This is a genomic window from Blastochloris tepida (genome assembly GCF_003966715.1).
Classification (GTDB): Bacteria; Pseudomonadota; Alphaproteobacteria; order Rhizobiales; family Xanthobacteraceae; genus Blastochloris; species Blastochloris tepida.
In genome coordinates, this window is the sequence record NZ_AP018907.1 from 579,719 (window position 1) to 603,036 (window position 23,318).

At 69.5% G+C, this 23,318-nt stretch carries 27 protein-coding genes; 10 read left to right on the forward strand and 17 right to left on the reverse strand.

Annotation, left to right across the window (positions count from 1 at the left end):
• The first annotated feature begins 116 nt into the window (after positions 1–116).
• Positions 117–473, forward strand: a complete 357-nt coding sequence (locus BLTE_RS02590; protein WP_126397340.1) for a DUF423 domain-containing protein — start codon at positions 117–119, stop codon at positions 471–473.
• A 21-nt stretch (positions 474–494) separates the two neighbouring features.
• Here BLTE_RS02590 and BLTE_RS02595 read toward each other — a convergent pair whose 3' ends face one another.
• The 4 genes from BLTE_RS02595 to BLTE_RS02610 form a co-directional block, all read right to left on the reverse strand.
• Positions 495–935 carry a universal stress protein gene (locus BLTE_RS02595; RefSeq protein WP_126397342.1) on the reverse strand — a complete coding sequence of 147 codons (441 nt, stop codon included), beginning with the start codon at positions 933–935 and terminating at the stop codon, positions 495–497.
• 81 nt (positions 936–1,016) lie between these two features.
• Complete coding sequence (locus BLTE_RS02600) at positions 1,017–2,255, reverse strand: YcjF family protein (RefSeq protein WP_126397344.1); 1,239 nt, start codon at positions 2,253–2,255, stop codon at positions 1,017–1,019.
• Between the two features lie 118 nt (positions 2,256–2,373).
• On the reverse strand, positions 2,374–3,846 hold the full coding sequence (locus BLTE_RS02605) for a YcjX family GTP-binding protein (RefSeq protein WP_126397346.1): 1,473 nt from the start codon (positions 3,844–3,846) through the stop codon (positions 2,374–2,376).
• Positions 3,846–4,370, reverse strand: coding sequence for a SixA phosphatase family protein (locus tag BLTE_RS02610; protein ID WP_126397348.1), 525 nt, complete (start codon positions 4,368–4,370; stop codon positions 3,846–3,848). The genes BLTE_RS02605 and BLTE_RS02610 overlap by 1 nt, the downstream gene beginning before the upstream one ends.
• 76 nt (positions 4,371–4,446) lie before the next feature.
• On the opposite strand from BLTE_RS02610, the gene BLTE_RS02615 reads away from it, so the two are divergent.
• Complete coding sequence (locus tag BLTE_RS02615; protein WP_160140490.1) at positions 4,447–5,910, forward strand: NAD(P)/FAD-dependent oxidoreductase; 1,464 nt, start codon at positions 4,447–4,449, stop codon at positions 5,908–5,910.
• A 44-nt stretch (positions 5,911–5,954) separates the two neighbouring features.
• Here BLTE_RS02615 and BLTE_RS02620 read toward each other — a convergent pair whose 3' ends face one another.
• The 8 genes from BLTE_RS02620 to BLTE_RS02655 form a co-directional block, all read right to left on the reverse strand.
• Positions 5,955–6,800 carry an AAA family ATPase gene (locus tag BLTE_RS02620; protein ID WP_126397353.1) on the reverse strand — a complete coding sequence of 282 codons (846 nt, stop codon included), beginning with the start codon at positions 6,798–6,800 and terminating at the stop codon, positions 5,955–5,957.
• A gap of 217 nt (positions 6,801–7,017) precedes the next feature.
• A complete protein-coding gene (flbT, locus tag BLTE_RS02625; protein ID WP_126397355.1) occupies positions 7,018–7,422 on the reverse strand; it encodes a flagellar biosynthesis repressor FlbT in 405 nt (134 codons plus the stop codon).
• A 6-nt stretch (positions 7,423–7,428) separates the two neighbouring features.
• Entirely contained in the window at positions 7,429–7,830 is a 402-nt protein-coding gene (gene flaF / locus BLTE_RS02630; protein ID WP_126397357.1) for a flagellar biosynthesis regulator FlaF, read from the reverse strand.
• Between the two features lie 45 nt (positions 7,831–7,875).
• Positions 7,876–8,712, reverse strand: a complete 837-nt coding sequence (locus BLTE_RS02635; RefSeq protein WP_126397359.1) for a flagellin N-terminal helical domain-containing protein — start codon at positions 8,710–8,712, stop codon at positions 7,876–7,878.
• Positions 8,713–8,897: 185 nt separating this feature from the next.
• Complete coding sequence (locus BLTE_RS02640; RefSeq protein WP_126397361.1) at positions 8,898–9,311, reverse strand: hypothetical protein; 414 nt, start codon at positions 9,309–9,311, stop codon at positions 8,898–8,900.
• 318 nt (positions 9,312–9,629) lie between these two features.
• Positions 9,630–10,049: a hypothetical protein gene (locus tag BLTE_RS02645; protein ID WP_126397363.1), complete on the reverse strand. Its 420-nt coding sequence runs from the start codon at positions 10,047–10,049 to the stop codon at positions 9,630–9,632.
• The gene (locus BLTE_RS02650; RefSeq protein ID WP_126397365.1) at positions 10,049–10,363 is read right to left on the reverse strand and encodes a rod-binding protein; all 315 of its coding nucleotides are present in this window, start codon (positions 10,361–10,363) and stop codon (positions 10,049–10,051) included. The genes BLTE_RS02645 and BLTE_RS02650 overlap by 1 nt, the downstream gene beginning before the upstream one ends.
• Complete coding sequence (locus BLTE_RS02655; RefSeq protein ID WP_126397367.1) at positions 10,363–11,481, reverse strand: flagellar basal body P-ring protein FlgI; 1,119 nt, start codon at positions 11,479–11,481, stop codon at positions 10,363–10,365. The genes BLTE_RS02650 and BLTE_RS02655 overlap by 1 nt, the downstream gene beginning before the upstream one ends.
• A 249-nt stretch (positions 11,482–11,730) precedes the next feature.
• Here BLTE_RS02655 and BLTE_RS02660 point away from each other — a divergent pair, with 249 nt between their 5' ends.
• On the forward strand, positions 11,731–12,153 hold the full coding sequence (locus tag BLTE_RS02660; RefSeq protein ID WP_126397369.1) for a flagellar assembly protein FliX: 423 nt from the start codon (positions 11,731–11,733) through the stop codon (positions 12,151–12,153).
• A gap of 220 nt (positions 12,154–12,373) precedes the next feature.
• The gene (gene dksA, locus BLTE_RS02665) at positions 12,374–12,739 is read left to right on the forward strand and encodes an RNA polymerase-binding protein DksA (RefSeq protein ID WP_244600176.1); all 366 of its coding nucleotides are present in this window, start codon (positions 12,374–12,376) and stop codon (positions 12,737–12,739) included.
• Between the two features lie 142 nt (positions 12,740–12,881).
• On the opposite strand, the gene BLTE_RS02670 is transcribed toward dksA, so the two are convergent.
• Positions 12,882–13,775, reverse strand: a complete 894-nt coding sequence (locus BLTE_RS02670; protein ID WP_126397371.1) for a LysR family transcriptional regulator — start codon at positions 13,773–13,775, stop codon at positions 12,882–12,884.
• 198 nt (positions 13,776–13,973) lie between these two features.
• On the opposite strand from BLTE_RS02670, the gene BLTE_RS02675 reads away from it, so the two are divergent.
• The gene (locus BLTE_RS02675; RefSeq protein ID WP_126397373.1) at positions 13,974–14,969 is read left to right on the forward strand and encodes an aldo/keto reductase; all 996 of its coding nucleotides are present in this window, start codon (positions 13,974–13,976) and stop codon (positions 14,967–14,969) included.
• A 157-nt stretch (positions 14,970–15,126) separates the two neighbouring features.
• Complete coding sequence (locus tag BLTE_RS02680; RefSeq protein WP_126397375.1) at positions 15,127–16,194, forward strand: NAD(P)-dependent alcohol dehydrogenase; 1,068 nt, start codon at positions 15,127–15,129, stop codon at positions 16,192–16,194.
• Between the two features lie 225 nt (positions 16,195–16,419).
• Here the strand turns inward: BLTE_RS02680 and flgH are convergent, their stop codons facing one another.
• The 4 genes from flgH to flgF are packed head-to-tail and all read right to left on the reverse strand — an operon-like array spanning position 16,420 to position 19,907.
• Complete coding sequence (gene flgH, locus BLTE_RS02685; protein WP_126397377.1) at positions 16,420–17,187, reverse strand: flagellar basal body L-ring protein FlgH; 768 nt, start codon at positions 17,185–17,187, stop codon at positions 16,420–16,422.
• A gap of 26 nt (positions 17,188–17,213) precedes the next feature.
• Positions 17,214–18,299, reverse strand: coding sequence for a flagellar basal body P-ring formation chaperone FlgA (flgA, locus tag BLTE_RS02690; RefSeq protein WP_160140491.1), 1,086 nt, complete (start codon positions 18,297–18,299; stop codon positions 17,214–17,216).
• Positions 18,300–18,329: 30 nt separating this feature from the next.
• On the reverse strand, positions 18,330–19,118 hold the full coding sequence (gene flgG, locus BLTE_RS02695) for a flagellar basal-body rod protein FlgG (protein ID WP_126397381.1): 789 nt from the start codon (positions 19,116–19,118) through the stop codon (positions 18,330–18,332).
• A gap of 33 nt (positions 19,119–19,151) precedes the next feature.
• Entirely contained in the window at positions 19,152–19,907 is a 756-nt protein-coding gene (gene flgF, locus BLTE_RS02700; RefSeq protein WP_126397383.1) for a flagellar basal-body rod protein FlgF, read from the reverse strand.
• Between the two features lie 314 nt (positions 19,908–20,221).
• Here flgF and BLTE_RS02705 point away from each other — a divergent pair, with 314 nt between their 5' ends.
• Genes BLTE_RS02705 through BLTE_RS02720 form a run of 4 tightly spaced genes read left to right on the forward strand, consistent with a single transcriptional unit; the run spans position 20,222 to position 23,298 of the window.
• Positions 20,222–20,731, forward strand: coding sequence for a flagellar basal body-associated FliL family protein (locus BLTE_RS02705; RefSeq protein ID WP_126397385.1), 510 nt, complete (start codon positions 20,222–20,224; stop codon positions 20,729–20,731).
• Positions 20,732–20,743: 12 nt separating this feature from the next.
• A complete protein-coding gene (gene fliM / locus BLTE_RS02710; protein WP_126397387.1) occupies positions 20,744–21,970 on the forward strand; it encodes a flagellar motor switch protein FliM in 1,227 nt (408 codons plus the stop codon).
• The gene (locus BLTE_RS02715; protein WP_126397389.1) at positions 21,967–22,548 is read left to right on the forward strand and encodes a DUF6468 domain-containing protein; all 582 of its coding nucleotides are present in this window, start codon (positions 21,967–21,969) and stop codon (positions 22,546–22,548) included. Before fliM ends, BLTE_RS02715 begins: the two co-directional genes overlap by 4 nt.
• 18 nt (positions 22,549–22,566) lie before the next feature.
• Positions 22,567–23,298: a MotE family protein gene (locus tag BLTE_RS02720; protein WP_126397391.1), complete on the forward strand. Its 732-nt coding sequence runs from the start codon at positions 22,567–22,569 to the stop codon at positions 23,296–23,298.
• The last annotated feature ends 20 nt before the right edge of the window (positions 23,299–23,318 follow it).

The following is a 23,318-nucleotide window of genomic DNA, read 5'->3' on the forward strand; positions in this document are numbered from 1 at the left end:
TTGAATCACGCTGCATTCAACGACGTACTGTAGTTGAAGGCTGCTCGTCCGGCTGGTGCGGGGATGCAACACTTGCGATATTTCGGAAGGATCGGGCGACGGGAGAGGAGGCGGCGATGGCCAGGGACAGCGCAGCGGCGCAGCGCGGCTTGACGCTGGCGGGCGGGCTGGCGGGGGCCGCCGGGGTGGCGCTGGCGGCGGCCGGGTCGCACGGCGGTCATCCGGGCCTCCAGACCGCCGGGCTGCTGCTGGTGATGCATGCCGCGGCGGTGCTGGCGCTTGCCGGGCGCGGCGGCCTGTCCGGGCTGGCGGCGGCGCTGCTGCTCGCCGGCAGTGCGCTGTTTGCCGGCGACCTCGCGGCGCGGGTCTATCTCCGCACCCGGCTGTTTCCGTTCGCCGCGCCGGCCGGCGGGCTGACGATGATCGCCGGCTGGCTGGTGGTGGCGCTCACGGCGCTGCTGCGGGGACGGTAGACCCTGCCGTTCTGCCGCCGGTCACGGCGCTTCGGCGCGGCTGCGCACCACCATCACCGAGCAGTGGGCGTGACGCACCACCTGGGCGGCGTTGGAGCCGATGAAATAGGTGCGCAGGCCGGGATCGTGCGAGCTCATGACGATCAGGTCGGCGCCGAACTCCTTGGCCTCCTCCAGCACCTCGTGATGGACCGGGCCGATCCGCACCGCGGCCGAGATGTTGGCGGGGTGCAGGTCGAGGCCGCCGGCGAGCTTGGCGAGCGCCTCGGAGGCGTTCTTCTGCTGGATCTCGTCGAAGTCCGCCGGCAGGTACTCCGCCATCATCGCCGGCAGGAGCTGGAGCACGTTGAGCAGGCGCAGCGTGGCGCCGTCGGTCCGCGCGATGCTCAGCGCGGCGTCGAGCGCCGGTTTCGAGAAATCGAGCTCGGCGAGGTCGACCGGCACGAGGATCTTCTTGAACATGACGTCCCTCCCAGCTTCGCATCCGGACCCTTGGCATCCGGACCGTTCACGTCCGGATCCGGAGCATAGCGCCATTCCGCATCAATTGCGGTCCTCGGCATTGGCGTCCTCGGCCTTGGCGCGGCGCGTCAGGTCGGCCGCCAGTTCGCGCACCGTCGGCTTGGGCAGGGCGGAGAAGGGCAGCGGCCGGATCGCATGGATGGCGGCGACGCCGAGGCGGACGGTCAGCATGCCGTTGAGCAGGCCCTGGCCGAGCTTGGCCGAGAGCTTGGCGGCAAGGCCGTGGCCGACCATCTGCTGCAGCACCGCATCGCCGACGGCGAGGCCGCCGGTCACCGCCAGCAGCGACAGCGTCTGCCGGCCGATCTTGATGAGGCCGAGCGCGCCGGGCCGGCCGCCATAGAGCAGGCCCAGCCGGCGCACCAGACTGATGGCGCTCGCCGCCACGAACAGGATGTCGACCAGGGCGTTGGGCGACACCGCAGTGACCACCGAGACGCGCGCCGCGGTCTCCGCCACCATGCGCCGCGCCTCGGAGTCGAGCGGACCCATCAGCTCGCGCTCGGCGAGATGGATCAGGTCGCGGCCGTCGATGATCGCGTCGAGATGCCCCGCGAGGTCGGCGCGGGCGCGGGTGAGGCGCGGATTCTCGGCGGCGAAGCTGAGCAGGTTCTTGACCACGGTCTCGGCGCGGGCGCGGTCGTCGGTCGCGGACGCCTGCTCGGCCTCGCTGCGCACCTTGGCCATGTTCTCCAGGCGCAGCAGGCCGACCAGCTCGCGCAGGCCGACCACCAGCGCCGCCACCGCCACGATCAGCGCCAGCAGCGAGGCCAGCGAGCCGAGCAGCGCCGAGCGGGCGAACGCCTCCTCGATGAGCTGCCAGATCTGCAGGCTGACGAAGATCGAGATCAGGCCGACCACCGCCGACCACGCCAGCGTGCCGAGCCGGCTCTTGGGCTTGGCCGGGGTCGGCGTCGACACGATCGTGGTGCTCTGCGGGCGCGAGCGGGGCGCCGGCGCCGGGCGCGGCTCGACATCGATGCGGGTCGGCGGCGGCTCGGGCGCCTTGGCGGCCGCCGGCCTCGGGGCGGGCTTGGCGGGCGAAGGCTTCGCCGCGGCTGGGCCGGTCGCGGCCGCGGGTTCGGCGCCGGCCGGCTCGGACGGGCGCGGCTCGGGCGGGCGTTGCTCGGACTGGCGATGCTCAGGGGCACGCGCGGCCGGCTGCGGGCGGGCCTGCGGCGGCGCGCTCGGATCGGACACGACGACCGTGGGATCGTCGAGGCGGAAGACGACGGGACGTCGGCGCGGCGGTTCGGTCATGATCGACCCTGAAATTCTAGAGCATTCTCCGCAGGCGTGGGAACCGGTCTTGCGAAAGAGAATGCGATGAACGAAGAGCTTGGAGCATCCGCCCGGTCCGGCCGGACCGGCGGACGCCCTAGCCCAAACGGTCGCCGAAAAGGAACTGCAGCGTGCGGTCGAGGCGGATGTGGGGCAGCGGCGCGCCGCGCGGCACGATCGGCGGGCGGAAGCGCAGGAAGCGGTAGTCCGCCTCGGAAGGGTCGGCGGCGGTCAGGCCGCGGAACACCGGCCCGCCGCTGAACAGCAGGTCGGGGTCGGCCGGCAGCTCGCCGGGGAACATCGCCACCTCGACCTTGCCGTCGAACACGTCGCCGCCGGCGCGCTCGCCGGCCAGCGGCGTGCCGACGATCGCCTCATAGTCGAAGCCGCTGTTGCGCACCCGCGCCTCGCGAGTGGCGCGCACGGCGGCGACGGCGGCGACGTCGATCGTCGCGCCGGTGTAGGAGACGCGGCGGATGGCGCGGTCGGCGAGGCGGCGCAGGAAGGCCTCCAGCCGGTCGTGGCTCGCATGGTGCAGATGGTCGGCCTTGGTGGCGGCGAACAGCACACGGTCGATGCGCGGGCGTACCAGGCTGGAGAGCAGGTTGCGCCGGCCGGTGCGGAAGGCCTCCAGGATGGTGGCGATGGCGTTCTCCAGGTCGCACACCGCCTCCGGCCCGGCATTGAGGGCGGAGAGCACGTCGACCAGCACGATCTGGCGGTCGAGCCGGGCGAAGTGGTCGCGAAAGAACGGCCGCACCACGGCCGAGCGGTAGGCCTCGTAGCGGCGCTCCATCATCGCCCGCATCGAGCCGGGTACCGCCTCGCCCGGAAACTCGGGCAAATCGAGCGGCGCGAAGGTGAGCGCCGGGGAATTCTCGAGATCCCCCGGCATCAGGAAGCGGCCGGGCGGCAGCAGCGACAGCGAGAAGCGCTCCTGGCGGCAGGCGGTGAGGTAGCGCCGGAACAGGGTCGCCGCCTTCACCGCCTCGGTCTCGGCGGCCGGCGCGTCGGGATCGAGCGTCTGGAGGTGGGCGTGCCAGTCGGCGGCGATCGGCGCCCGCACCGGCTCGCGCGACAGCCGCACCGCCTCGCGCGACCAGTCGAGATAGCTGCGGGTCAGCAGCGGCAGGTCGAGCAGCCATTCGCCGGGGTAGTCGACGATGTCGATCACCAGCGTGCGCTCATTGGTGCCGAAGCCGCGCTTGGGCTGGTAGGTGAGGGCGATGCGCAGCTCGGAAATCCGGGTGGTGGATTCCGGCCAGCGCCGGTCGACGCCGGTGAGGGTCGACATGTGCCGTTCCACGTCGAATCGCGGCACGGCGTCGTCGGGCTGCGGCTCCAGCACGGCACGGGCGATGCGGCCCGAGGCCATGGCCTCGAACACCGGCAGCGCGCCGCCGTGCAGCAGCGCATCGACCAGCGCGGTGATGAACACGGTCTTGCCCGCGCGCGACAGGCCGGTGACGCCGAGCCTGAGGGTGGGGCGGCTGAAGCCGCCCACGTAATCGCGCGCCGCCCGGGCGGCGATGCGGGCATCCTCGAAGTAGTTTGTCCAGTGTGACGACATCAGTCGGCCGGGGCATCCAGCATCTTGGGAACGACGAATCGGTCGAGCCGGCCGGAACGGGGATGCACGGCGCTCCAATCGTCGACGGCGAAGTCGATCACCGTCAAGCCGCCGGTCGGATATTTCTCGGCGAGCCGGCGGCGTGCGTCGGCATCGCCGGTTGCGACGAGCCGGAGCGCCAGATCCTGCAGGCCGGGATTGTGGCCGACCACCAGCAGCTGGTGGCAGGTCTCGGGCTGGTCGCGCAGCATGTCGAGCAGGAGATCGGCGGACGCCTCGTAGATGCGCTCGTCGATCACCGGCTCGCAGGCCGGCGACAGCGGCCGCGAGGCGAGTTCCCAGGTCTCCAGCGTGCGGCGGGATGGCGAGACCAGGATGCGGTCGGGCAGAAGCGCATGGCGGGCCAGATAGGCGCCCATCAGCGGGGCGACCTCCCGCCCGCGCTCGTTCAGCGGCCGGCCGCGATCGGCCGCGCCCTGCGGCCAATCCGATTTCGTGTGGCGCAACAACATCAGCCGGCGCATGGGCTCCGTCCGTCCTCCGCATGGTCTCGCCGCGAGGTTATTGCTCCCCGGAGGCCGGCCGTCTACACCCCCCGGCATGGTCAATGTCGCTTCCGACACCTTCTTCGAGGCCACCGCGGTGGCGCGGCCGGACCGTCCGGCTCTCAGGACCGACCTCGATTGCGAGGTGGTGGTGGTGGGTGGCGGGCTCGCCGGCCTGTGGACGGCGCTGGCCCTGGCCCGCCGCGGCCGCGATGTGGCGGTGGTCGAGGCCGGGCGGATCGGCGCCGGCGCCTCGGGGCGCAATGCCGGGGTCGTCTCCGCCGGCTACGCGGAAATCCCGAGCCGCATCCTGTCCCGCGTCGGCGAGGACCATGCCCGCACCTTATGGCAGCTCTCGGCCGCGGGGGCGGAGGCGGTGCGCGGCCTGATCGCCGAGACCGGCATGCCGGGGGTCGATCCGGCGGGGGTCGATCCGGCGCCCGGCCGGCTCATCGCCTTCCGGGCGGCGGGCGAGAGCGTGGCCGCCCGCGTCGCCGAGCGGATGACGCGCTGGGGCACCCGGGCCGAGGCGTGGCCGCGGGCGCAGGTGCGCGAGGTGCTGCGCAGCGCGCGCTACCACGCCGCGCTGCACATGCCCGAGGCGTTCCAGATCCACCCGCTCAATTTCGTCCTCGGGCTGGCGGCGGCGGTCGAGGCGGCGGGCGGGCGCATCTACGAATCGACCCCGGTCCAGGCCGGCGACGTGGCCGGCGTGCGCAAGGCGATCGAGACGCCGCAGGCGCGGCTGCGGGCGCACGAGGTGGTGTTCTGCGGCTCGGCCGGCATCGGCGGCGCCTTCCCGGCGCTGGGCCGCTGCATCCTCCCCGTTGCGAGCCATATCGGCGTCAGCGCGCCGCTCGGCGAACGGCTCGACTCGGCGATCCGCTTTGCCGGCGCGGTCTCCGACACGCGCCAGGGCGGCGACCATTACCGGATCATCGGCGACCGGCTGCTGTGGGGCGGTGGCCTCACCACACGCACCAGCCCGCCGGCTCGGCTCGACCGGCTGATCGCCGCCGACATCGCCGCGGTCTATCCGCAGCTCGGGCCGGTCGAGATCACACACGCTTGGCGCGGGGTCATCGGCTATCCCGTCCACCGCATGCCGCAGATCGGCCGGCTCGGGCCGGGCCTGTGGATCGCCTCGGCGTTCGGCGGCCAGGGGATCGCGCCCACCGCCATCGCCGGCGAGCTCGTCGCCTCGGCCATCCTCGACGGCGACGACCGCTGGCGGCTGTTCATTCCGTTCGGGCTGGTGCCGGCGACCGGGGTGTTCGGCGGCTTCGCCACCCAGCTTGCCTTCTGGTCGCGGCGGCTGCACGACCGCCTCGACGAGGCGTTGATCGGCCGGGCCGAGCAGCAGGACGCGGCTGGGGCGGCGAAGGTGCCGCCGCCCGAAAGCCCGCCGCCGGAAATGGTGCCGCCCGAGATCCTGGTGCCTGAGAGCCCGACACTCCAGAGCCCACCCGAGCCGCCGGCCGCTCCTGTCGAGGATGTCGCAGCGGCCCGCTCGGCCTGAGCGTCGCGCTGACATCGGTTGCGGCGCTCGGGCCGCGTTTTCCGTCAGCGCCCCTCGCGGCGGCTGAGGAAGGCCAGCCGCTCGAACAGATGCACGTCCTGCTCGTTCTTGAGCAGCGCGCCGTGCAGCGGCGGGATCAGCTTCTTGGGGTCGCGCTCGCGAAGCTGCTCGGGGCCGATGTCCTCCACCATGAGCAGCTTCAGCCAGTCGAGCAGTTCCGAGGTCGAGGGCTTCTTCTTCAGGCCCGACACGTCGCGCATGTCGTAGAAGACGCGCAGCGCCTCGGCCACCAGCTTCTGCTTGATGCCAGGGAAATGCACATCGACGATGGCCCGCATGGTATCGGGGTCGGGGAAGCGGATGTAGTGGAAGAAGCAGCGGCGCAGGAAGGCGTCCGGCAGCTCCTTCTCATTGTTGGAGGTGATGATCACCACCGGCCGGCGCTGCGCCTTCACCGTCTCGCCGGTCTCGTAGACGAAGAACTCCATGCGATCGAGTTCCTGCAGCAGGTCGTTGGGAAACTCGATGTCGGCCTTGTCGATCTCGTCGATGAGCAGCACCGGCCGCTCGTCGCAGACGAACGCCTCCCACAGCTTGCCGCGCTTGATGTAGTTGCGGATATCCTTGACGCGCTCGTCGCCGAGCTGGCTGTCGCGCAGGCGCGACACCGCATCGTATTCATAGAGGCCCTGGTGCGCCTTGGTGGTCGACTTGATGTGCCACTCGATCAAAGGCGCGCTAAGCGCCTTGGCGATCTCCAGCGCCAGCACCGTCTTGCCGGTGCCGGGCTCGCCCTTCACCAGCAGCGGACGCTCCAGCACGATGGCGGCATTGACCGCGACCTTGAGGTCGTCGGTGGCGACGTAGTCGGCGGTGCCCTCAAAGCGCATGTCCGCGGTCCTGCCCCTGATGCTGGTGTCCGATCCCCGAGACCATGACAGTAGAAATGCCGTGGCGTGCCGGCAAGGCGGGGCCGGCAGGTTTTGCCGGGTCGGGCGGCCGCGGGGCGGGCTGAGTGCTGCGGCCGTGCTGCGGCATTCTGTCGCCAAGCTGCGGCGGCGCCGGATGATGCGGTGCGGCGGTGGGAAACGGACGCCGAGCTTCGGCTCAGGGTGCGGGCGTGCCGGCGCGCGCCTGCGCCATCAACTCGGCCTCGTAGGCGACCAGCGCCCGGGTTTCCTTCAGCGCCTTGTAGATCGCGTTGGCGGCGATGTGGGCGCTGATCGCCTCGACATAAGGCAGGGTGGAGGGCGCGGCCTTCACCACCTCGTCGACCAGCTCCAGATACAGCTCCTGCTGCTTCTGCGGATTGCCGGTGAGGTACATGAGCTGGACGATGAGATAGATGCGCTTGCAGGGGGTGTCGGCCTCCGACACCGTCATGATGTCCTTCTCGCGCAGGATCGGCGCTTCGCCATCGATCAGCAGGCGGGCGCGGTGGTCGCCATTGGTGACCACGCTCTGGCCGATGATGATACGCTCGCCCGGCTTCAGTTCGACCTTGAGCGCCATGATCTGTCACCCGGTTTGGCGGTTGAGGATAGAACGCGCCGGCGCGGCGAGGCCGGCCGCGATCTGGCGGTTGATGTTGATCAGCGAACGCAGCGCCTCGCGCCGCGGCGCCGCCTGGATCGCCAGCGTGTGCGACAGCACGAACAGGCCGATATTGGCGACGTTCTGGCGGATGGCGGCGGGCAGGGGATGATCGGGCCGCGCCGCCGAGGACACGAACACCGTCCAGAGCTTGCGGTTGAAGCGCAATGCTGCTTCCAACTCGCCGCCGTCGGGCCTGCGCTCGTCCCAATGATCGTGGAGCGCCTGCAGGCGCGAGGCCGCCCGCAGCAGCAGCGCCGCCTCCAGCTCGCGCGGCGAGCCGGTCTTGCGGGCAACGGTTCCGTAGGCCTGCGCTGCCGACTGCATCGCACCAGACTCCGCAGGACTGAGCGCCGCGCCCGCGGGGCGGACTCAGCTGAACAGCCGCAGCACCGCCTGATCGGCCTGGGCGGCGAGCGAGGCGGTGGTGGTGGACAATTGCTGGCGGACCTGCAGAGCGAGAAGATTGGCGCCTTCCTCGCCGGGGGCGCTGAGCCCGAGGCCTTCCGCGCCGGTCTGCAGGATGTCGATCATCGATCGGGTGAAGCCGCTGCGCTCCTGCACCGAGGCGAGGCTCGAGGCGATGCCCGATGACAGCGTGCCCAGCATGTCGAGGCTCGACGACAGCGCCGCCACCTGTTCGTCGACGATGTCGTCCGAGGCGAGGTCGGCCGCATCGAGCGCGGCGATGCTGTCGGTCAATGCGGCGAGCGTGGCGGTGCGGCCGTCGGCGTCGCGCAGCCGGATCTCGATCGAGGCCTTGCCCGAGGCGTTGACGGCGAGCTTCAGCTCGTCACCCTGCAGCAGATTGACGCCGTTGACCGCGGCGCCGTCGATGAGCGCGTCGAGCGTATTGCGCAACGCATTGAACTGGTCGGCGAGGGTCGTGCGCGCGTCATCGGTCGCGGCGCCAGCCGCGCCATCGAGCAGGAGCGTGCGCATCGTCTCGACGGTGGCGGCGATGGCACCGAGGCTGCCGTCCGCGGCCTCCAGCGTCGCGACGCCTGTCGCCATCGAATCGAACAGAGCGTTGAGGTCGTTCGCCCGGGACGGCAGACCGCTGGCGCTGACGACGCCGGTGGAATCGGCGGCCGGCGCGGCGCTGCCGCCATCGGCACGGCGGTCGCGGGCCGCTGCCGCCGGCTGGGCCGGCGATTGCGCTGATGCCAGGCTCTGACGGATGCCGGCGGACACGACGAGGTCGGCCATCTCTCGATCCTCGATTCTCGACGACGCGCTCGACGCGCGCCGTCACGGTCTTGGCGAGCGCCGTCACGGCACCCGCCGCGACAATGATCGAGTAACCCTAACCGCTGGTTAAGGCAGACCGCGGGCAGGCGGCGGCGTGGAGTGCGGCGGCGATGGCTGGGGCGGCGATGGCTGGGGGCGGGCCGTCAGGCGGCGAGATTGGAGTGCGCGGCCACGGCGCTCGGGGTTTCGCCGGAGGCGAGCGCCCGGGTGTAGGCGCGCAGACGCAGCAGCGCCTGATCGGGCACCTGCTCGACCACCTTGCGGGTCCGCACGTCGATCATGCGGAAGACGACCTCGCTCGACTGCAGGTCAAGCAGAACCCGGCCGTCGAGATAGTCGAAGGGGTTGGCGGACAGGGTGGCCATCTGGGCTTCGGTGCCCTGGCGCGAGGGGCTGCCGGGCTGGGCCTGGGTATTGGTGCTGGCGGCGGAGGCGGTGACCGTCTGCGATGGCGCAAGCTCGGTCGGCGCGGCCTTCGGCACCGGCAGGGCATCGTCCCGCCCGACCCCGATCTGGGTCGGGGACGATGTCGGCTTGATCGTTACGCCCGCGTCCATCCTGGCCTCCCTGCCGGACGGGACGGCTGGGCCATCCCGGGGTTCCGGTGGAGCAATCGAAGGCTCCCCGAATCACGGTGGCATGGAGGCGTTAAGCTGACGTTAGGAAGTCTGGTTAATGCCGGCTTGGCGTGATTCGGAACCGGCCGCGCGGCCGGGCACTTGCGGGGGGGGCGCCGCCCTCACAAGCGCCGACGGGCGGGACGGGCGGCAAATGCCGCCCCTCGGCCGCCGGATTTGGCAATCGGGACTTGGCGTCCGGGACCTGGCCTCTGAGACTTGGCCTCTGAGACTTGGCCTCTGAAATCTGGCGTCGCCTCAGCGGCCGGCCTGCGCGCGGGCATAGGCCGCGCCGTCCGCCGCACCGGCATGAGTTGCGCCGGAATGGGTTGCGCCGCCCGGCCGCTGCGCCATCATTGCCAGATTGACCTGGAGTGCCGCGCGGAACTGGGCGTAGCCCTCGCGGAATTCCGCCACCAGCTCGGGAATGGCGTGCCCGATATAGGGGGCGTTGGCCTTGAGGCATTCGATGTCGTGGATGTAGCGGCGGGCGAGCATCACCTTGCCGGCCTCGATGTCGTCGAGGTGGGTGTGCTCGCCGACGCGCAGCACCTCGGTTTCGGTCTCGACCAGCTCCAGGAGCTTGTCCATGGTGTCGGCGAGACGCAGCACAAGATCGCGTGCGCTCTCCGGCGTATCGATGGCGACCGTGGGGATCGCCTCGGCGGGGTGGGTCATCACCGTTTCTCCTGCAGTGCGAGGATGTCGCTGTAGATCTGGTTGGCGAGGCCGATGCCGCCGGCGGCGGCGATCGACTTGGACCATTCCTCGACCATCATGCCGCGCCAGGTTTCGACGCCGCTGCCGCCGCCGAACGGCCCTTCGTTGCCGAGGCCTTCGAACATCGGTTCGAACATGGAGTTGAGGAACACCGCCTCGAAGTCCTGGGCGGCTGCCCAGATCTTCGGGTCCTTGCCGGCCGGCGCGGGGGTGACGGCGTTGGTCGCCATGCCGCCGCGCGAGATGAGCGCCGTGGAGGGAATGGATGCCATCACATCACCTCGATTTCAGCCTGGATCGCACCGGAGGCCTTGATCGCCTGCAGGATGGAGATCATGTCGCGCGGGCCGATGCCGAGCGCGTTGAGCCCGTCGACGAGCTGCTGCAGCGACACGCCGGCCTCGACGACCGCCAGCTTGTGGCCGTCCTCCTTCACGTCGATCTGGGTGCGCGGCACCACCACGGTGCGGCCGTCGGAGAAGGCCTGCGGCTGGCTGACCTGCGCCCCCTCGGTGACGGTGACGGTGAGGTTGCCCTGGGCGACGGCGACGGTGGACACCCGGACGTCGCGTCCCATCACGATGATGCCCGACTGCTCGTCGATCACCACCCGCGCGGTCTGGTCGGGCTCGACGCGAAGCTGCTCGACCTCGGTGAGCAGGCGCACGATGTTGCCCTGGTAGTTCTTGGGGACGGTGACGTTGACGGTGCCGCGGTCGAGCGGCTCGGCGGTGGGGCCGCCGACGAAATCGTTGATCGCCGCGGCGATGCGCCGGGCGGTGGTGAGGTCGGGATTGCGCAGCGCCAGCCGCAGGCTGTTCATGCGCGGCAGCACGAAGTCGATCTCGCGCTCGATGATGGCGCCATTGGCGATGCGGCCGACGGTGGGCACGCCGCGGGTGATCCTGGCCGCCTGACCCTCGGCCTCGAAGCCGGCGATGGCGACGGTGCCCTGCGCCACCGCATAGACATTGCCGTCGGCGCCGAGCAGCGGCGTCACCAGCAGCGTGCCGCCCTTCAGGCTCTTGGAGTCGCCGAGCGCGGACACCACGATGTCGATGCGGGTGCCCTGCGTGCCGAACGGCGGCAGCTTGGCCGTCACCATCACCGCCGCCACATTGCCGGTGCGCATGGTGACGCCGCGGGTGTTGACGCCCAGGCGCTCCAGCATCGCCTGCAGCGACTGCCGGGTGAAGGGCGAGTTGTTGAGCGTGTCGCCGGTGCCGTTGAGGCCGACGACGAGGCCGTAGCCGATGAGCTGGTTCTCGCGCACGCCTTCGATGTCGACCAGATCCTTGATGCGCGACTGGGCGAAGGCGGGACCGGCGACGAGCGCCACCAGCCCGATGACGGCGAGGCGGCTCCCAAGCCGGGCTAGAAAGGACAGCATCAGGCACTCCCCACGACGCGAACGGTGACGCGAACGGGCACGCCCTTGCGAGAGCCGTGCCAAGCCGGAAAAGGCCGATGATTGCTGGATCCGGGGGCAAGCGCGGGCGGCGCCGGACGGCCGCAGCCGGGCAAATCCTGCCGAGCCCGGCAAATCCTGCCCAGGCGTTCACGAACTGTTAATGATGGGAGTCCAGTGTTTCCAACGGATCTGTTTCCAGCTCATCCGCAAGGCGGGTGGAGGAGCGGCATGCTGATCGTGGGACCGGGCAAGGCAGGCAATGTGACGGCGGCCGGCCGCACGCGGCGGGCGCGCGGCGCCGGCACGGCCTTCAGCCTGGACGATGCGGCCGATGTCGCCGAGCCGACCCGGACCACCGCGGCGGCGCCAGCCCGCGCCCTCGACGGGCTGCTGATGGTGCAGGAGGCCGACCCGCGCGAGCGCCGCCGCCGGGCGATCGCCCGCGGCCGGATGGCCCTCGACCTGCTCGACGAGGTGAAGCTGGCGCTGATGGCCGGCGCGAATCTCGGCCCGGCTTTGGCCCGGCTGGAGCAGGCCGCCGCCACGCTGCGCGAGAATTCGGGCGAGCCGGGGCTCGAGGCGGTGATCGACGCGATCGAGCTGCGCGTCGCGGTTGAACTCGCCAAGCACGGGCGTTCCGTTGGGCGCTGACGCGGCGGCCGACGCTGCGTTATGCTATTTGACGTTACGACGACATCCTTGACCGTTGATACCGCCGGTGCACATGGCTATAAGCCTGTCGCGCGACAGGATATTCTCGATGCAGAACGGTGTTGCCATGACCAATGCTTCGAGCAACGAGACGTTCGATCCGACGGTCTCGTCCATCGTGATCGACGGCAATTACCAGCCGTCCGAGCACGAACCCTTCATGAATGAACGTCAGCGTGAGTACTTCCGCAAGAAGCTGCTCAACTGGAAGGACGACATCCTGAAGGAGAGCCGCGAGACGCTGCTCAATCTACAGGAAGAGAACCAGAATCATTCGGATCTTGCCGATCGGGCCTCCTCGGAAACCGATCGCGCCATCGAATTGCGGGCGCGGGACCGCCAGCGCAAGCTGATCGCCAAGATCGACGCCGCGCTCGACCGTCTGGAGGACGGCTCCTACGGCTATTGCGAGGAGACCGGCGAGCCGATCTCCCTCAAGCGCCTGGAGGCACGGCCGATCGCGACGCTCTCGGTGGAGGCGCAGGAGCGCCACGAGCGCCGCGAGCGGGTCTATCGCGACGACTGAGTCGGCGCCTCCCGCCTGTCCGGCCCGCAGCTCTTGGCTGCAGCGGGCCGTCCACGATCTTCGAGTCACGATTTTCGAACGCCGGCCCCGGGGCCGGCGTTCGGCGTTTCAGGCCGAAGCGGCATGCGCCTCATGCCGCGAATTACCCGCGGTAGCGCAGCGCCTCGACGAGCAGGGCCAGAGCCGGCGTCGGCTGGCGGCGGCTCGGATAATAGAGGTGGTAGCCGGGAAAGGGCGGGCACCAGTCGTCGAGCACGCGCACCAGCCGGCCCGCACGCAGCTCCGCCGCCATGTCGACCTCCAGCAGACAGGCGATACCCAACCCGGCGACGGCGGCGTCGACGATCAGCCCCACGGTGTTGAACGCCAGCTGGCCCTCGACCCGCACCCTGAGCTCGCGTCCGTCCTTCGCGAACTCCCAGGCATAGAGGCCGCCATAGGTCGGCAGGCGCAGATTGATGCAATTGTGGGCGGTGAGATCCTGGGGGGTGCGCGGCGGCGGCCGGGTGGCGAAATAGCTCGGCGCGGCGGCCGCGGCCATGCGCATCTCCGGCCCGACCGGCACCGCGATCATGTCCTTCGCGACCTGCTCGCCGAGCCGCACTCCGGCGTCGAACCGTTCGGCGACGATGTCGGTCAGGCCGTAGTCGACCTCGATCTCGACCTTGATGTCCGGGTAGTGCGGCAGCAGCCGCTTGAGAGCCGGCCACAGGATCGCCTGGGCGGCGTACTCGCCGGCGGTGATGCGGATGGCGCCGGCCGGCGTGTCGCGCAGCGCGCTGAGCGCGGCGATCTCGGCGTCGATGTCCTCGAACGCCGGGCCGATCGTCCTGAGCAGGCGCTCGCCGGCCGCGGTCGGCATCACCCGCCGGGTGGTCCGAGTCAGCAGGCGAACGCCGAGCCGTTCCTCCAGCCGCCGCACCGTATGGCTGAGCGCGGACTGGGAGGTGCCGAGCTTGGCGGCGGCGCGGGTGAAGCTCAGCTCCTCCGCGACGGTGAGAAAGACCGCAAGGTCGCCGAGTTCGTCCCGCCGCATGGGTCACCTGTTGGCAATTCATGAATTATCGATATCAGTTCAATCTCATTTAGGCCTCTAATCGCTCAAAGCTGCCAGCGTTATCTTATGTTCGTGGGGCGCGCAGGCGGCTGCCGTGGACGTCGCACGCAGCGGCGCCCGCCGTCCGTCAAACCGGTCCAGCCGGATGCCGCCCCAGTCATGAAAGCGATTGAGCAGATGCAAAAACGCAAGCTTGGCAGCAGCGGTCTGGAAGTCTCGGCCATCGGCCTGGGCTGCATGGGCATGAGCTTTTCCTACGGGCCGCCGGCCGACCGGCAGGAGATGATCGGGCTCCTGCGGACGGCGGTGGAGCGCGGCGTGACGTTCTTCGACACCGCCGAGGTCTATGGCCCGTTCATCAATGAGGAACTGGTCGGCGAGGCGCTGTCGCCGCTGCGCGAGCAGGTGGTGATCGCCACCAAGTTCGGCTTCAAGCTCGATCCCGCCGGAGGGCGGCGGTGGATCGGCCTCGACAGCCGGCCCGCCCACATCCGCGAGGTCGCCGAGGCGTCGCTCAAGCGGCTGCGGATCGAGGCGATCGATCTGTTCTACCAGCACCGCGTCGATCCGGCGGTGCCGATCGAGGATGTCGCCGGCGCGGTGAAGGATTTGATCCAGGCCGGCAAGGTGCGCCATTTCGGCCTGTCGGAGGCCGGCATCGACACCATCCGCCGCGCCCATGCCGTGCAGCCGGTCACCGCGCTGCAGAGCGAATATTCGCTGTGGTGGCGCCAGCCGGAGGCCGAGGTGCTGCCGCTGCTGGAGACGCTCGGCATCGGCTTCGTGCCCTACAGCCCGCTCGGCCGCGGCTTCCTGACCGGGGCGATCAGTGCCGCCACCACCTTCGATGCCAGCGACTTCCGCAATGCGCTGCCGCGCTTCTCGCCGGAAGCCCGCGCCGCCAATCAGGCGCTGGTCGATCTCCTGGCCGGCATCGCCCGGCGCAGGCAGGCCACGCCGGCGCAGATCGCGCTGGCGTGGCTGCTGGCCCGCAAGCCGTGGATCGTGCCGATTCCCGGCACCACCAAGCTGCACCGGCTGGAGGAGAACATCGGCGCGGCGGCGCTGGAGCTTGCGCCCGACGACCTGCGCGAGATCGATGCCGCCGCCGCCGCGGTGCCGGTGCAGGGCGCGCGCTATCCCGAGGAACTGGAGGAGATGACCGGCCGCTGAGGTGCCAGCGGCGCGGCGGCCCTCAGCGACGGGACGCCGGCAGTGACGAGGCCTGTTCCGGCCCACCGAAGACCAGCGTCCGCGGCGAGGCGTCTCATCGCCGTGGGCGAACCCCGCCTGTTCCCTCCAACGCGATACGACAGGAAGACCGCAAACCATGTTCAGCTGCGTCGGATTTGCCGCCGAAGACCCCACCAAGCCGCTTCTGCCCTACAGCTTCAACCGCCGCGATCCGGGGCCGGAGGACGTCGCCATCGAGATCCTCTATTGCGGCGTCTGCCATTCCGATCTGCACACGGTGCGCTCCGAATGGCCCGGCACGCTCTATCCCTGCATTCCCGGCCACGAGATCGTCGGCCGGGTGATCGCGGTCGGCGATCAGGTGAGGCGCTTCAAGGCCGGCGACCTCGCCGCGGTCGGCTGCCTGGTCGATTCGTGCCGCACCTGTCCGAGCTGCCGCGAGGGGCTCGAGCAGTATTGCGAGACCGGCTTCGTCGCCACCTATAACGGCCCCGACAAGGTGCTGGGCGGCCACACCTTCGGCGGCTATTCCAGCCACATCGTGGTGACGCAGGACTTCGTGCTGCGCGTGCCCGACAATCTCGATCCGGCCGCCGCCGCGCCGCTGCTCTGCGCCGGCATCACCACCTATTCGCCGCTCAAGCGCTGGGGTGCCGGCCCGGGCAAGCGGGTGGGCGTGGTCGGCCTCGGTGGTCTCGGCCACATGGCGGTGAAGCTCGCCCACGCCATGGGCGCCGAGGTCACGCTGTTCACCACCTCGCCGTCCAAGATCGCCGACGGACACCGCCTCGGTGCCGATGCCGGCGTGCTGTCGACCGATCCGGCGGCGATGAAGGCGCAAGCGTCGCGCTTCGACCTGATCATCGACACGGTGGCCGCGCCGCACGACATCAATGCCTATCTCGGGCTGCTGAAGCGCGATGCGACGCTGGTACAGGTGGGGGCCCCCGACAAGCCGCTGCCGGTGAACGTGTTCAGTCTGATCATGAGCCGCCGCAACTTCGCGGGCTCGCTGATCGGCGGCATCAGGGAGACGCAGGAGATGCTCGACTTCTGCGGCGCCCACAACATCACTGCCGATATCGAGATTATCCCGATCCAGCAGATCGAGGAGGCCTATGTGCGGATGGTGAAGTCGGCCGTGAAGTACCGCTTCGTGATCGACATGGGCTCGCTGAAGGGGGCGGCCGCGGGTCGGCCGTGAACCCAGTTGAGCGCTGACGTCGTCGAGCGGCGCGGTTCTTGAGCCACCATGAAACGGATGCGCGGTCCCCGCGGGGAGAGCGGAGACCGCGCGCCGATGCCGTCGCAATTGGGGAGCTGACGGCTGGGGAGGGCTCGGCCGCGGTGCGGCCGGTAGATTCGGGCGAAGGGTGACGCGAGACCTGTACCTCTTCGCCCGCGGGCCAAAGCCCGCAAACGGGTGCCGTCAGAACGGCAGGATGATGTCCATGACCTGCTGGCCGTAGCGCGGCTGCTGGATGTCGGTGATCTGGCCGCGGCCGCCATAGGCGATGCGGGCCTGGGCGATCTTCTCCGACGAGATGGTGTTGTCGGATTCGATGTCCTCGGGCCGGACGATGCCGCCGACGATGAGTTCGCGGATCTCGAAATTCACCCGGATTTCCTGCTTGCCCTCGACCACCAGATTGCCGTTCGGCAAAACCTGGGTGACGACGGCGGCGACGCTGGTGGTCAGCTCTTCCGAGCGGGTGACGCTGCCCTTGCCCTCGCTGACCGAGAGGGAGTCGGTCGACAGCAGGGTCGAGGGGATGGCGGCGCCGAGGATCGGCAGCTTGTTCTTGCCGAGCATCGCCTCGAGGTTCGTCTCCTCGGAGTTGACGCGCTCGCGCTTGGTCTCGTTCTCGATCTCAGCCTTGTCGTTGAATTTCACCTTGACGGTGAGAATGTCGCCGACCTGCTGGGCGCGCTGGTCCTTGAAGAAGGCGCGCGAGCCGTTCCGCCACAGCGAATTGGGGCTGTAGGAGGCGGGGATCGGGTCGGGCATCGGCATCTGCACCGGCCGATAGCCGGGCTGGGAGGTGGGGTTGTCGATCGCCGACAGCGCCGGCTGCTGGCCGACATTCGCCAGCCGGTCGAACGCGGCGCAGCCGCCGAGGCCGGCAGCCGAGACGCCGATGAGCGCCAGCCGCGTGAGCGAGAAGGAGAGGGGCCGGAGTCTGGAGCGCGGGGACATCGGATACGCCTTTCGGGAACGACGGCTCAACTGTGGGGCTGGGGCGCGGTGGCGAGCCCGGACGCGGGACGGATGATCTCGGTGCGCACCGGGGTTGACTGGATCGAGCCGGTCACGGTCGGATCGGTCGGCAGCACGGAGCTGGTGGAGACCGCATTGGCCAGCACGCTCACCGTGCCGGGTCCGGTGACCACGCCCTGGATGATGCGCTTGGACTGGAGATTGGTGACGCTGACCGTCTCGCCTTCGCCGCCCGACGAGTTCGCCTTGCCGCGGGTGGAGACGGTCACGCCCGGCGCCTCGAACACCAGGGTGACGATGTCGTTGCGCGTCACCAGATCGGGCTTCATCAGGTCGGCGGCGCGCAGGAGCTGGCCGGCGGCCAGCGCCCGTCGCGGCGCCATGCCGATGGCCGAGTCGGGGGCAATGAAGCCGTCCGAGCCAAGCTCGGTGCGCGGGCGGCGCTCGATGATCAGGTCGGTCGGCCGCAGCATCTCGCCGCGTCCCACCGCACGCGCCAGCACCACCGCCTCCACCGTCGCCACCGCGGCGCCGGTGAGACGCGTCGCCTGCCGGCGCAGCGCCTCGGAACCGGGAAGGTCGAGCGTGGCGTCGAAGCGGCCGGTGCGCGGATCGTAATAGAGGTGCTTCACCTGCAGCTCGCCGGTGGCCGCCTCCTCGACCTGCAGCGTCTGCGGCTGGCGGTCGAGACTGATCAGCAGATCCTTGGCCTGGGCGGTGCGGGTCTGGGCGGCGATGGCGTTGGCCAGGGTCGCCTTCATGTGGTCGGGATGGATGGTGCGGCTGCGGCGGCTGACCACCACGTCCGACAGGCCGCGCGTGTCGAGCGCCGACAGGCCGAACGGCTTCAGCGCCTCCAGCACGCGATCGACGCCGACCGTGCCGGTGGTGCCGAGGTCGGGCGCGCGGAAGATCGGTACGGTGGCGGCCGGGCCGGCATTCTCGACGAGATCGCCGATCCGCACGAGATCGCCGGAAATCGACACCGACGAGCGCAGCGCGGGCGGCTGCAGCTCGGGAAGCTGTGCCGTGCCGGCCTGCGCGGCGGTGCCGGCGAGAATGGCGGTCAGCAGCGCGGCAACTCTGGTCATGACGCTCATCATGGCGCTCACCCCTCAGGTTCAGCGCGACAGGTTCGCGGTGGTCTGCGACATCTCGTCCGCCGCGGTGATGACGCGGGCGTTCATCTCGTAGGCGCGCTGGGCGGAGATGAGGTCGGTCAATTCGGTGACCGAGTTGACGTTGGACGCTTCGAGATAGCGCTGCAGCGTGGTGCCGAAGCCTTCCGAGCCGGGCGTGCCCTGCTGGGGCGTGCCGGAGGCCGCGGTCTCCAGGAACAGATTGTCGCCGATCGCCTCGAGGCCGGACTTGTTGATGAAGCGCACGAGCTGCAGCTGGCCGAGTGTCGTCGAGGCGGTGGCGGTGCCGATCACCGCGGTGATCTGCCCCTGCGAGTTGATGGTGATGTTGCTGGCATTGTTGGGGATGGTGATGCCGGGGTCGACGGTGTAGCCGTCCACCGTCACCAGCTTGCCGTTGGCGTCGAGCTCGAACGAGCCGTCGCGGGTATAGGCGGTGCGGCCGTCGGGCAGCTCGATCTGGAAGAAGCCCTCGCCGCGGATGGCGACGTCGAAGTCGCGGTCGGTGGCGGTCAGCGTCCCCTGGCTCATGATGCGCGAGGTGCCGGCGGTCTTGACGCCCGAGCCGACCTGCACGCCGGTCGGCACCATGGTGCCCTGGTCGGAGGTCTGCGAGCCGACGCGGCGCAGGCTCTCATAGAGCAGATCCTGGAATTCGGCGCGCTGGCGCTTGTATCCGGTGGTCCGCATGTTGGCGATGTTGTTGGAGATGACGGAGACGTTCAGCTCCTGGGCCATCATGCCGGTGGCGGCGGTGTGCATGGCGCGCATGGTCGAACCTTTTCACGGACGGTTGGCGGGGGGTCAGGACTGGACTTCGGCGAGCGTCTTGATGGCGTCTTGCCGCAGGTCGTCTCCGCTCTTCAGCAGGGCGGCGAGGCTGGCGTAGGAGCGCGTCACCTCCATCATCCGGGCGATCTGGGCGATCGCCTGGACGTTCGACTGCTCGACCGCGCCCTGCACGACGCGCGTGGTCGACAACGGAGCCTCGGCGGCCTGGCCGGTCCGCCAGGTCGAGACGCTGTCCTTCTCCAGCCCATTGCGATCGGAGAAGCGGGCGAGCTTGAGCTTGCCGCGTGTCTGCGTGCCCGTTGCGTTGACGATCGAGATTGTGCCGTCGGAGGCGATGGTGATGTCGGTATCGGTGGGCTCGAAGCGGATCGGCCCGGATTCGCCCAGGACCTGATAGCCCTCCTGCGACACCAGCTCGCCGTCGCTGTTGATCTGAAAGCTGCCGCTGCGCTGGTAGCGCTCCCCGTCGGGTGCCTGGACGGTGAAGAATGCGTCGCCGTCGATCGCCAGATCGAGCGGATTGCCGGTCGTCCGGAGCGCGCCGGGCGTGTGGTCGTGCGCGGTGGCGCGGTCCTGGACGTAGGAGACGCTGGCGTCCGGATTCTGGAAGCTCTCGTCGCGCGCCACCGGCATCAAATATTCTTCAAAGAGCACGCGCTCGCTCTTGAAGCCCGTCGTCGTCAGGTTCGCCAGATTGTTGGCAATGACATCGAGCTCCCGGCGCAGGGCGACCTGGCGCGAAAGCCCGATGAGAGAGGTATTCTCCATCGGTCTGCTCCCCACGGGATCGCCCAACTCCCCAGCGAGGCGATCCCGCGGCCAACAAAGCAGCCGGCGTGCCAACCCGGAAATTCTCTTCTCGGCAGATACTTATCAAAAACGGCCGTTCGATTTGGCGCGGCAATAAACTCCGCGTTTACCATGTTGACCCGGCAGAAATTGCCGATCGCAAGCATTCATTAACCAATCCAGCGATAAAGTTAACCCGTTGGCGCAAGGGGTCGTGCGCCTGCGGCGGGCATGCCCGCGCGCGGCCGGCCCCGCGTGCCGTCGAAGCCGACAAGACGGACATCGGAACCGATATGGCCAAGAAACCGGGCAAGGCGGACAGCGAGCGCGAAGACGGCGCGGCCGACGGCGAGGCGCCTGCTGGCGGCGGCAAGAAGAAGCTGATCCTGATCGGCGCCGCGGTGCTGGTTCTGGCGCTCGGCGGCGGCGGCTTCTTCCTGTTCAAGGGCAAGGGCAAGAGCGACGAGCACGCCGCAGAGGCCAAGCCCGCGGCGAAGCCCGTGATGTTCTTCGAGGTGCCGGACATCACCGTCAACCTCGCCGGCAATCCCAACCGGCCGCTCTACATGCGGGTCAAGGCGGTGATCGAGGTACCCGACGAGGCGGCGATGCAGGCGCTCAAGCCGATGATGCCGCGCGTCGTCGACTCCTTCCAGGTGCATCTGCGCGAGATGCGCCAGACCGATCTCGAAGGCTCCGCCGGCATCTATCGGCTGCGCGAGGAGCTGACACGGCGGGTCAATGCCGCCATCGCCCCGGCGCGCATCAACGCCGTGCTGTTCAAGGAAATCGTTGTCCAGTGAGCGGATCGCGTCATGGCCGGCATGAATGATATCGATCAGGACGCGCTTGCCGCCGAATGGGGCATGGCGCTGGAAGAGCAGGCCAAGGGCGGCGGCGGCGGCCCCGGTGCCGCGGCGCTGCCCGACGATCCGGGCAGCGAGGGCACCGATGACTCGATGGCCGCGCAGTGGTCGGCCATGGTCGATGACGGCGGCCAGTTCCTGCAGGCCGCCAAGGGCGGCGCCGAGCGCATCCTGAATCAGGACGAGATCGACAGCCTGCTTGGCTTCAGCCTTGATACGCTGAACTTCGGCGACAATTCGGGCATCCGCGCCATCATCGACTCGGCGATGGTGTCCTACGAGCGTCTGCCGATGCTCGAGATCGTCTTCGACCGCCTGGTGCGGCTGATGACGACCAGCTTGCGCAACTTCACCTCGGACAATGTCGAGGTGTCGCTCGACCGCATCACCTCGGTGCGCTTCGGCGAGTATCTCAACTCCATTCCGCTGCCGGCCATCCTGTCGGTGTTCAAGGCTGAGGAATGGGAGAATTTCGGCATCTTCACCGTCGATTCGGCGCTGATCTACGCCATGATCGATGTGCTGCTCGGCGGGCGGCGCGGCCAGACCGCGGTGCGCGTCGACGGCCGGCCCTACACCACCATCGAGATCAATCTGGTCAAGCGGATGATCGAGGTGGTGCTGGCCGACGCCGAGCAGGCGTTCCGGCCGGTGTCGCCGGTGCACTTCAACATCGACCGGCTGGAGACCAATCCGCGGTTTGCCGCCATCTCGCGGCCGACCAACGCCGCCATCCTGGTGCGGCTGCGCATCGACATGGAGGATCGCGGCGGAACCATCGAGCTGCTGCTGCCCTATGCGACGATCGAGCCGATCCGCGAGACGCTGCTGCAGATGTTCATGGGCGACAAGTTCGGCCGTGATCCGATCTGGGAAGGCCACCTCGCCACCGAGATTTGGCAGGCCGAGATCGCCATCGATTCCGTGCTCTACGAGGCCGAGCTGCCGCTGTCGCGCATCATGTCGCTGAGAGAGGGCGACACGCTGATGCTCGACATCAAGCCGGATGCTCTCGTCAAGGTTCGCTGCGGCAACGCGGTGCTGACCGAAGGCCGCATGGGCCGGGTCGGCGACCGCGTCGCGGTCCGGGTCGCCCGCCCGCTGCGCAAATCGAAGACCACCCTCGCAATGTTCGAAATGGCAGACGCGTCCAAGAAGCGGATGGAAGCAGCATGACCGGATCCTGGCTCGGCATGGCAATCGAGTTGATCGTCGCTGGCCTGTTGGCGACGACCATCGTCTATTGTGTCCTTCTCAACAAGCGGCTGACGCGGCTGCGCAGCGACGAGCGCGCGCTGAAGCAGACCATCGGCGAACTGATCAACGTCACCGAGAGCGCCGAGCGGGCGATCGCCGGGCTCAAGGCGACGGTGCGCGAGTGCGACGCCAATCTCGGCGACCGCATCCGGCTCGCCGAGCGCTTCACCGCCGAGATGGACCGGCAGCTTCGCGCCGGCCGCGACGTGGTCGAACGCATCGTCCAGATCACCGATGCGGCGCGCCCCAGCGTGATGGCGCCGCGGCCGGTGGTGGCGCCGGTGGCCGCGCCGCCGGTGAGCATCGAGCCGGTTGCCGCGGCCGCGCCGAAGCGCGCCGAGCCGGTGCGGATCGATCCCGCCAAGCTCGACGGCTTCGCCGGCGCCGGCCTCGCCGCCTTCCGCGCTGCGGCCGAACGCCGGCCGATGAACGCCACGGCGACGCTGCAGACGGCGCAGGCGCTGGCCGAGCGCACCCGCCAGCGGGCGGCCGGCTGAGGTTTCAGGAGGCAGCACTTGCGCGAGTTCCGTCTCATTCCGATCGTGCTGGTTGCGGCTGGCAGCCTGCTGGTGCTCAAGACGCTGTGGCTGGTGACCGGCGGCGGCTCGGACCACGGGCCGCAGACCGTCGCCGCCGCACCCGCGCCCGCCGCCGTCCAACAGATGGAGCCGGACGTGACGGTGACCGGCTCGGCGGCCAAGTCCGAAAAGCCGAAGGAGCCGCCCAAGCCCGAGCCCAAGGAGCCGCCCGGCCCGCTGCCGGGGCCGGTGACGCAGGTGCCGACCGAGCCGGACCAGAGCACGCTTCCGGCCGGCGAGAAGGCGTTGCTGCAGCGCCTGCAGGAGCGGCGCCAGGAGCTGGAGGCGCGCGAGCGCGAGCTCGACATGCGCGAGGGCATGCTCAAGGCCGCCGAGACGCGCATGGAGGCCCGCCTTCAGGAGCTCAAGGCGACCGAGGCCCGCATCACGGCGGCGACCGCCGAGAAGGACGAGGCCGAGAAGGAGCGGTTCAAGGGCCTCGTGGTGATGTACGAGGCGATGCGCGCCAAGGATGCCGCGCGCATCTTCGACCGGCTCGACGTGAAGCTGGCGGTCGATGTCGTGAACCTGATGAATCCGCGCAAGTTCTCGGAGGTGCTGGCGCAGATGTCGCCGGAGGCCGCCGAGCGCCTGACCGTGGAACTGGCCAATCGCAAGACTGTGACCCCGACATCCGATCTGCCGAAAATCGAAGGCCGGAAATTGTAGGCTGCGTCAAGCGGACGTTA

Coding starts and splice junctions, on each gene's coding strand:
- BLTE_RS02590 (WP_126397340.1), top strand. CDS start 117: ATGGCCAGGGACAGCGCAGCGGCGCAGCGCGGCTTGACGCTGGCGGGC.
- BLTE_RS02595 (WP_126397342.1), bottom strand. CDS start 935: ATGTTCAAGAAGATCCTCGTGCCGGTCGACCTCGCCGAGCTCGATTTC.
- BLTE_RS02600 (WP_126397344.1), bottom strand. CDS start 2,255: ATGACCGAACCGCCGCGCCGACGTCCCGTCGTCTTCCGCCTCGACGAT.
- BLTE_RS02605 (WP_126397346.1), bottom strand. CDS start 3,846: ATGTCGTCACACTGGACAAACTACTTCGAGGATGCCCGCATCGCCGCC.
- BLTE_RS02610 (WP_126397348.1), bottom strand. CDS start 4,370: ATGCGCCGGCTGATGTTGTTGCGCCACACGAAATCGGATTGGCCGCAG.
- BLTE_RS02615 (WP_160140490.1), top strand. CDS start 4,447: ATGGTCAATGTCGCTTCCGACACCTTCTTCGAGGCCACCGCGGTGGCG.
- BLTE_RS02620 (WP_126397353.1), bottom strand. CDS start 6,800: ATGCGCTTTGAGGGCACCGCCGACTACGTCGCCACCGACGACCTCAAG.
- flbT (WP_126397355.1), bottom strand. CDS start 7,422: ATGGCGCTCAAGGTCGAACTGAAGCCGGGCGAGCGTATCATCATCGGC.
- flaF (WP_126397357.1), bottom strand. CDS start 7,830: ATGCAGTCGGCAGCGCAGGCCTACGGAACCGTTGCCCGCAAGACCGGC.
- BLTE_RS02635 (WP_126397359.1), bottom strand. CDS start 8,712: ATGGCCGACCTCGTCGTGTCCGCCGGCATCCGTCAGAGCCTGGCATCA.
- BLTE_RS02640 (WP_126397361.1), bottom strand. CDS start 9,311: ATGGACGCGGGCGTAACGATCAAGCCGACATCGTCCCCGACCCAGATC.
- BLTE_RS02645 (WP_126397363.1), bottom strand. CDS start 10,049: ATGACCCACCCCGCCGAGGCGATCCCCACGGTCGCCATCGATACGCCG.
- BLTE_RS02650 (WP_126397365.1), bottom strand. CDS start 10,363: ATGGCATCCATTCCCTCCACGGCGCTCATCTCGCGCGGCGGCATGGCG.
- BLTE_RS02655 (WP_126397367.1), bottom strand. CDS start 11,481: ATGCTGTCCTTTCTAGCCCGGCTTGGGAGCCGCCTCGCCGTCATCGGG.
- BLTE_RS02660 (WP_126397369.1), top strand. CDS start 11,731: ATGCTGATCGTGGGACCGGGCAAGGCAGGCAATGTGACGGCGGCCGGC.
- dksA (WP_244600176.1), top strand. CDS start 12,374: ATGAATGAACGTCAGCGTGAGTACTTCCGCAAGAAGCTGCTCAACTGG.
- BLTE_RS02670 (WP_126397371.1), bottom strand. CDS start 13,775: ATGCGGCGGGACGAACTCGGCGACCTTGCGGTCTTTCTCACCGTCGCG.
- BLTE_RS02675 (WP_126397373.1), top strand. CDS start 13,974: ATGCAAAAACGCAAGCTTGGCAGCAGCGGTCTGGAAGTCTCGGCCATC.
- BLTE_RS02680 (WP_126397375.1), top strand. CDS start 15,127: ATGTTCAGCTGCGTCGGATTTGCCGCCGAAGACCCCACCAAGCCGCTT.
- flgH (WP_126397377.1), bottom strand. CDS start 17,187: ATGTCCCCGCGCTCCAGACTCCGGCCCCTCTCCTTCTCGCTCACGCGG.
- flgA (WP_160140491.1), bottom strand. CDS start 18,299: ATGACCAGAGTTGCCGCGCTGCTGACCGCCATTCTCGCCGGCACCGCC.
- flgG (WP_126397381.1), bottom strand. CDS start 19,118: ATGCGCGCCATGCACACCGCCGCCACCGGCATGATGGCCCAGGAGCTG.
- flgF (WP_126397383.1), bottom strand. CDS start 19,907: ATGGAGAATACCTCTCTCATCGGGCTTTCGCGCCAGGTCGCCCTGCGC.
- BLTE_RS02705 (WP_126397385.1), top strand. CDS start 20,222: ATGGCCAAGAAACCGGGCAAGGCGGACAGCGAGCGCGAAGACGGCGCG.
- fliM (WP_126397387.1), top strand. CDS start 20,744: ATGGCCGGCATGAATGATATCGATCAGGACGCGCTTGCCGCCGAATGG.
- BLTE_RS02715 (WP_126397389.1), top strand. CDS start 21,967: ATGACCGGATCCTGGCTCGGCATGGCAATCGAGTTGATCGTCGCTGGC.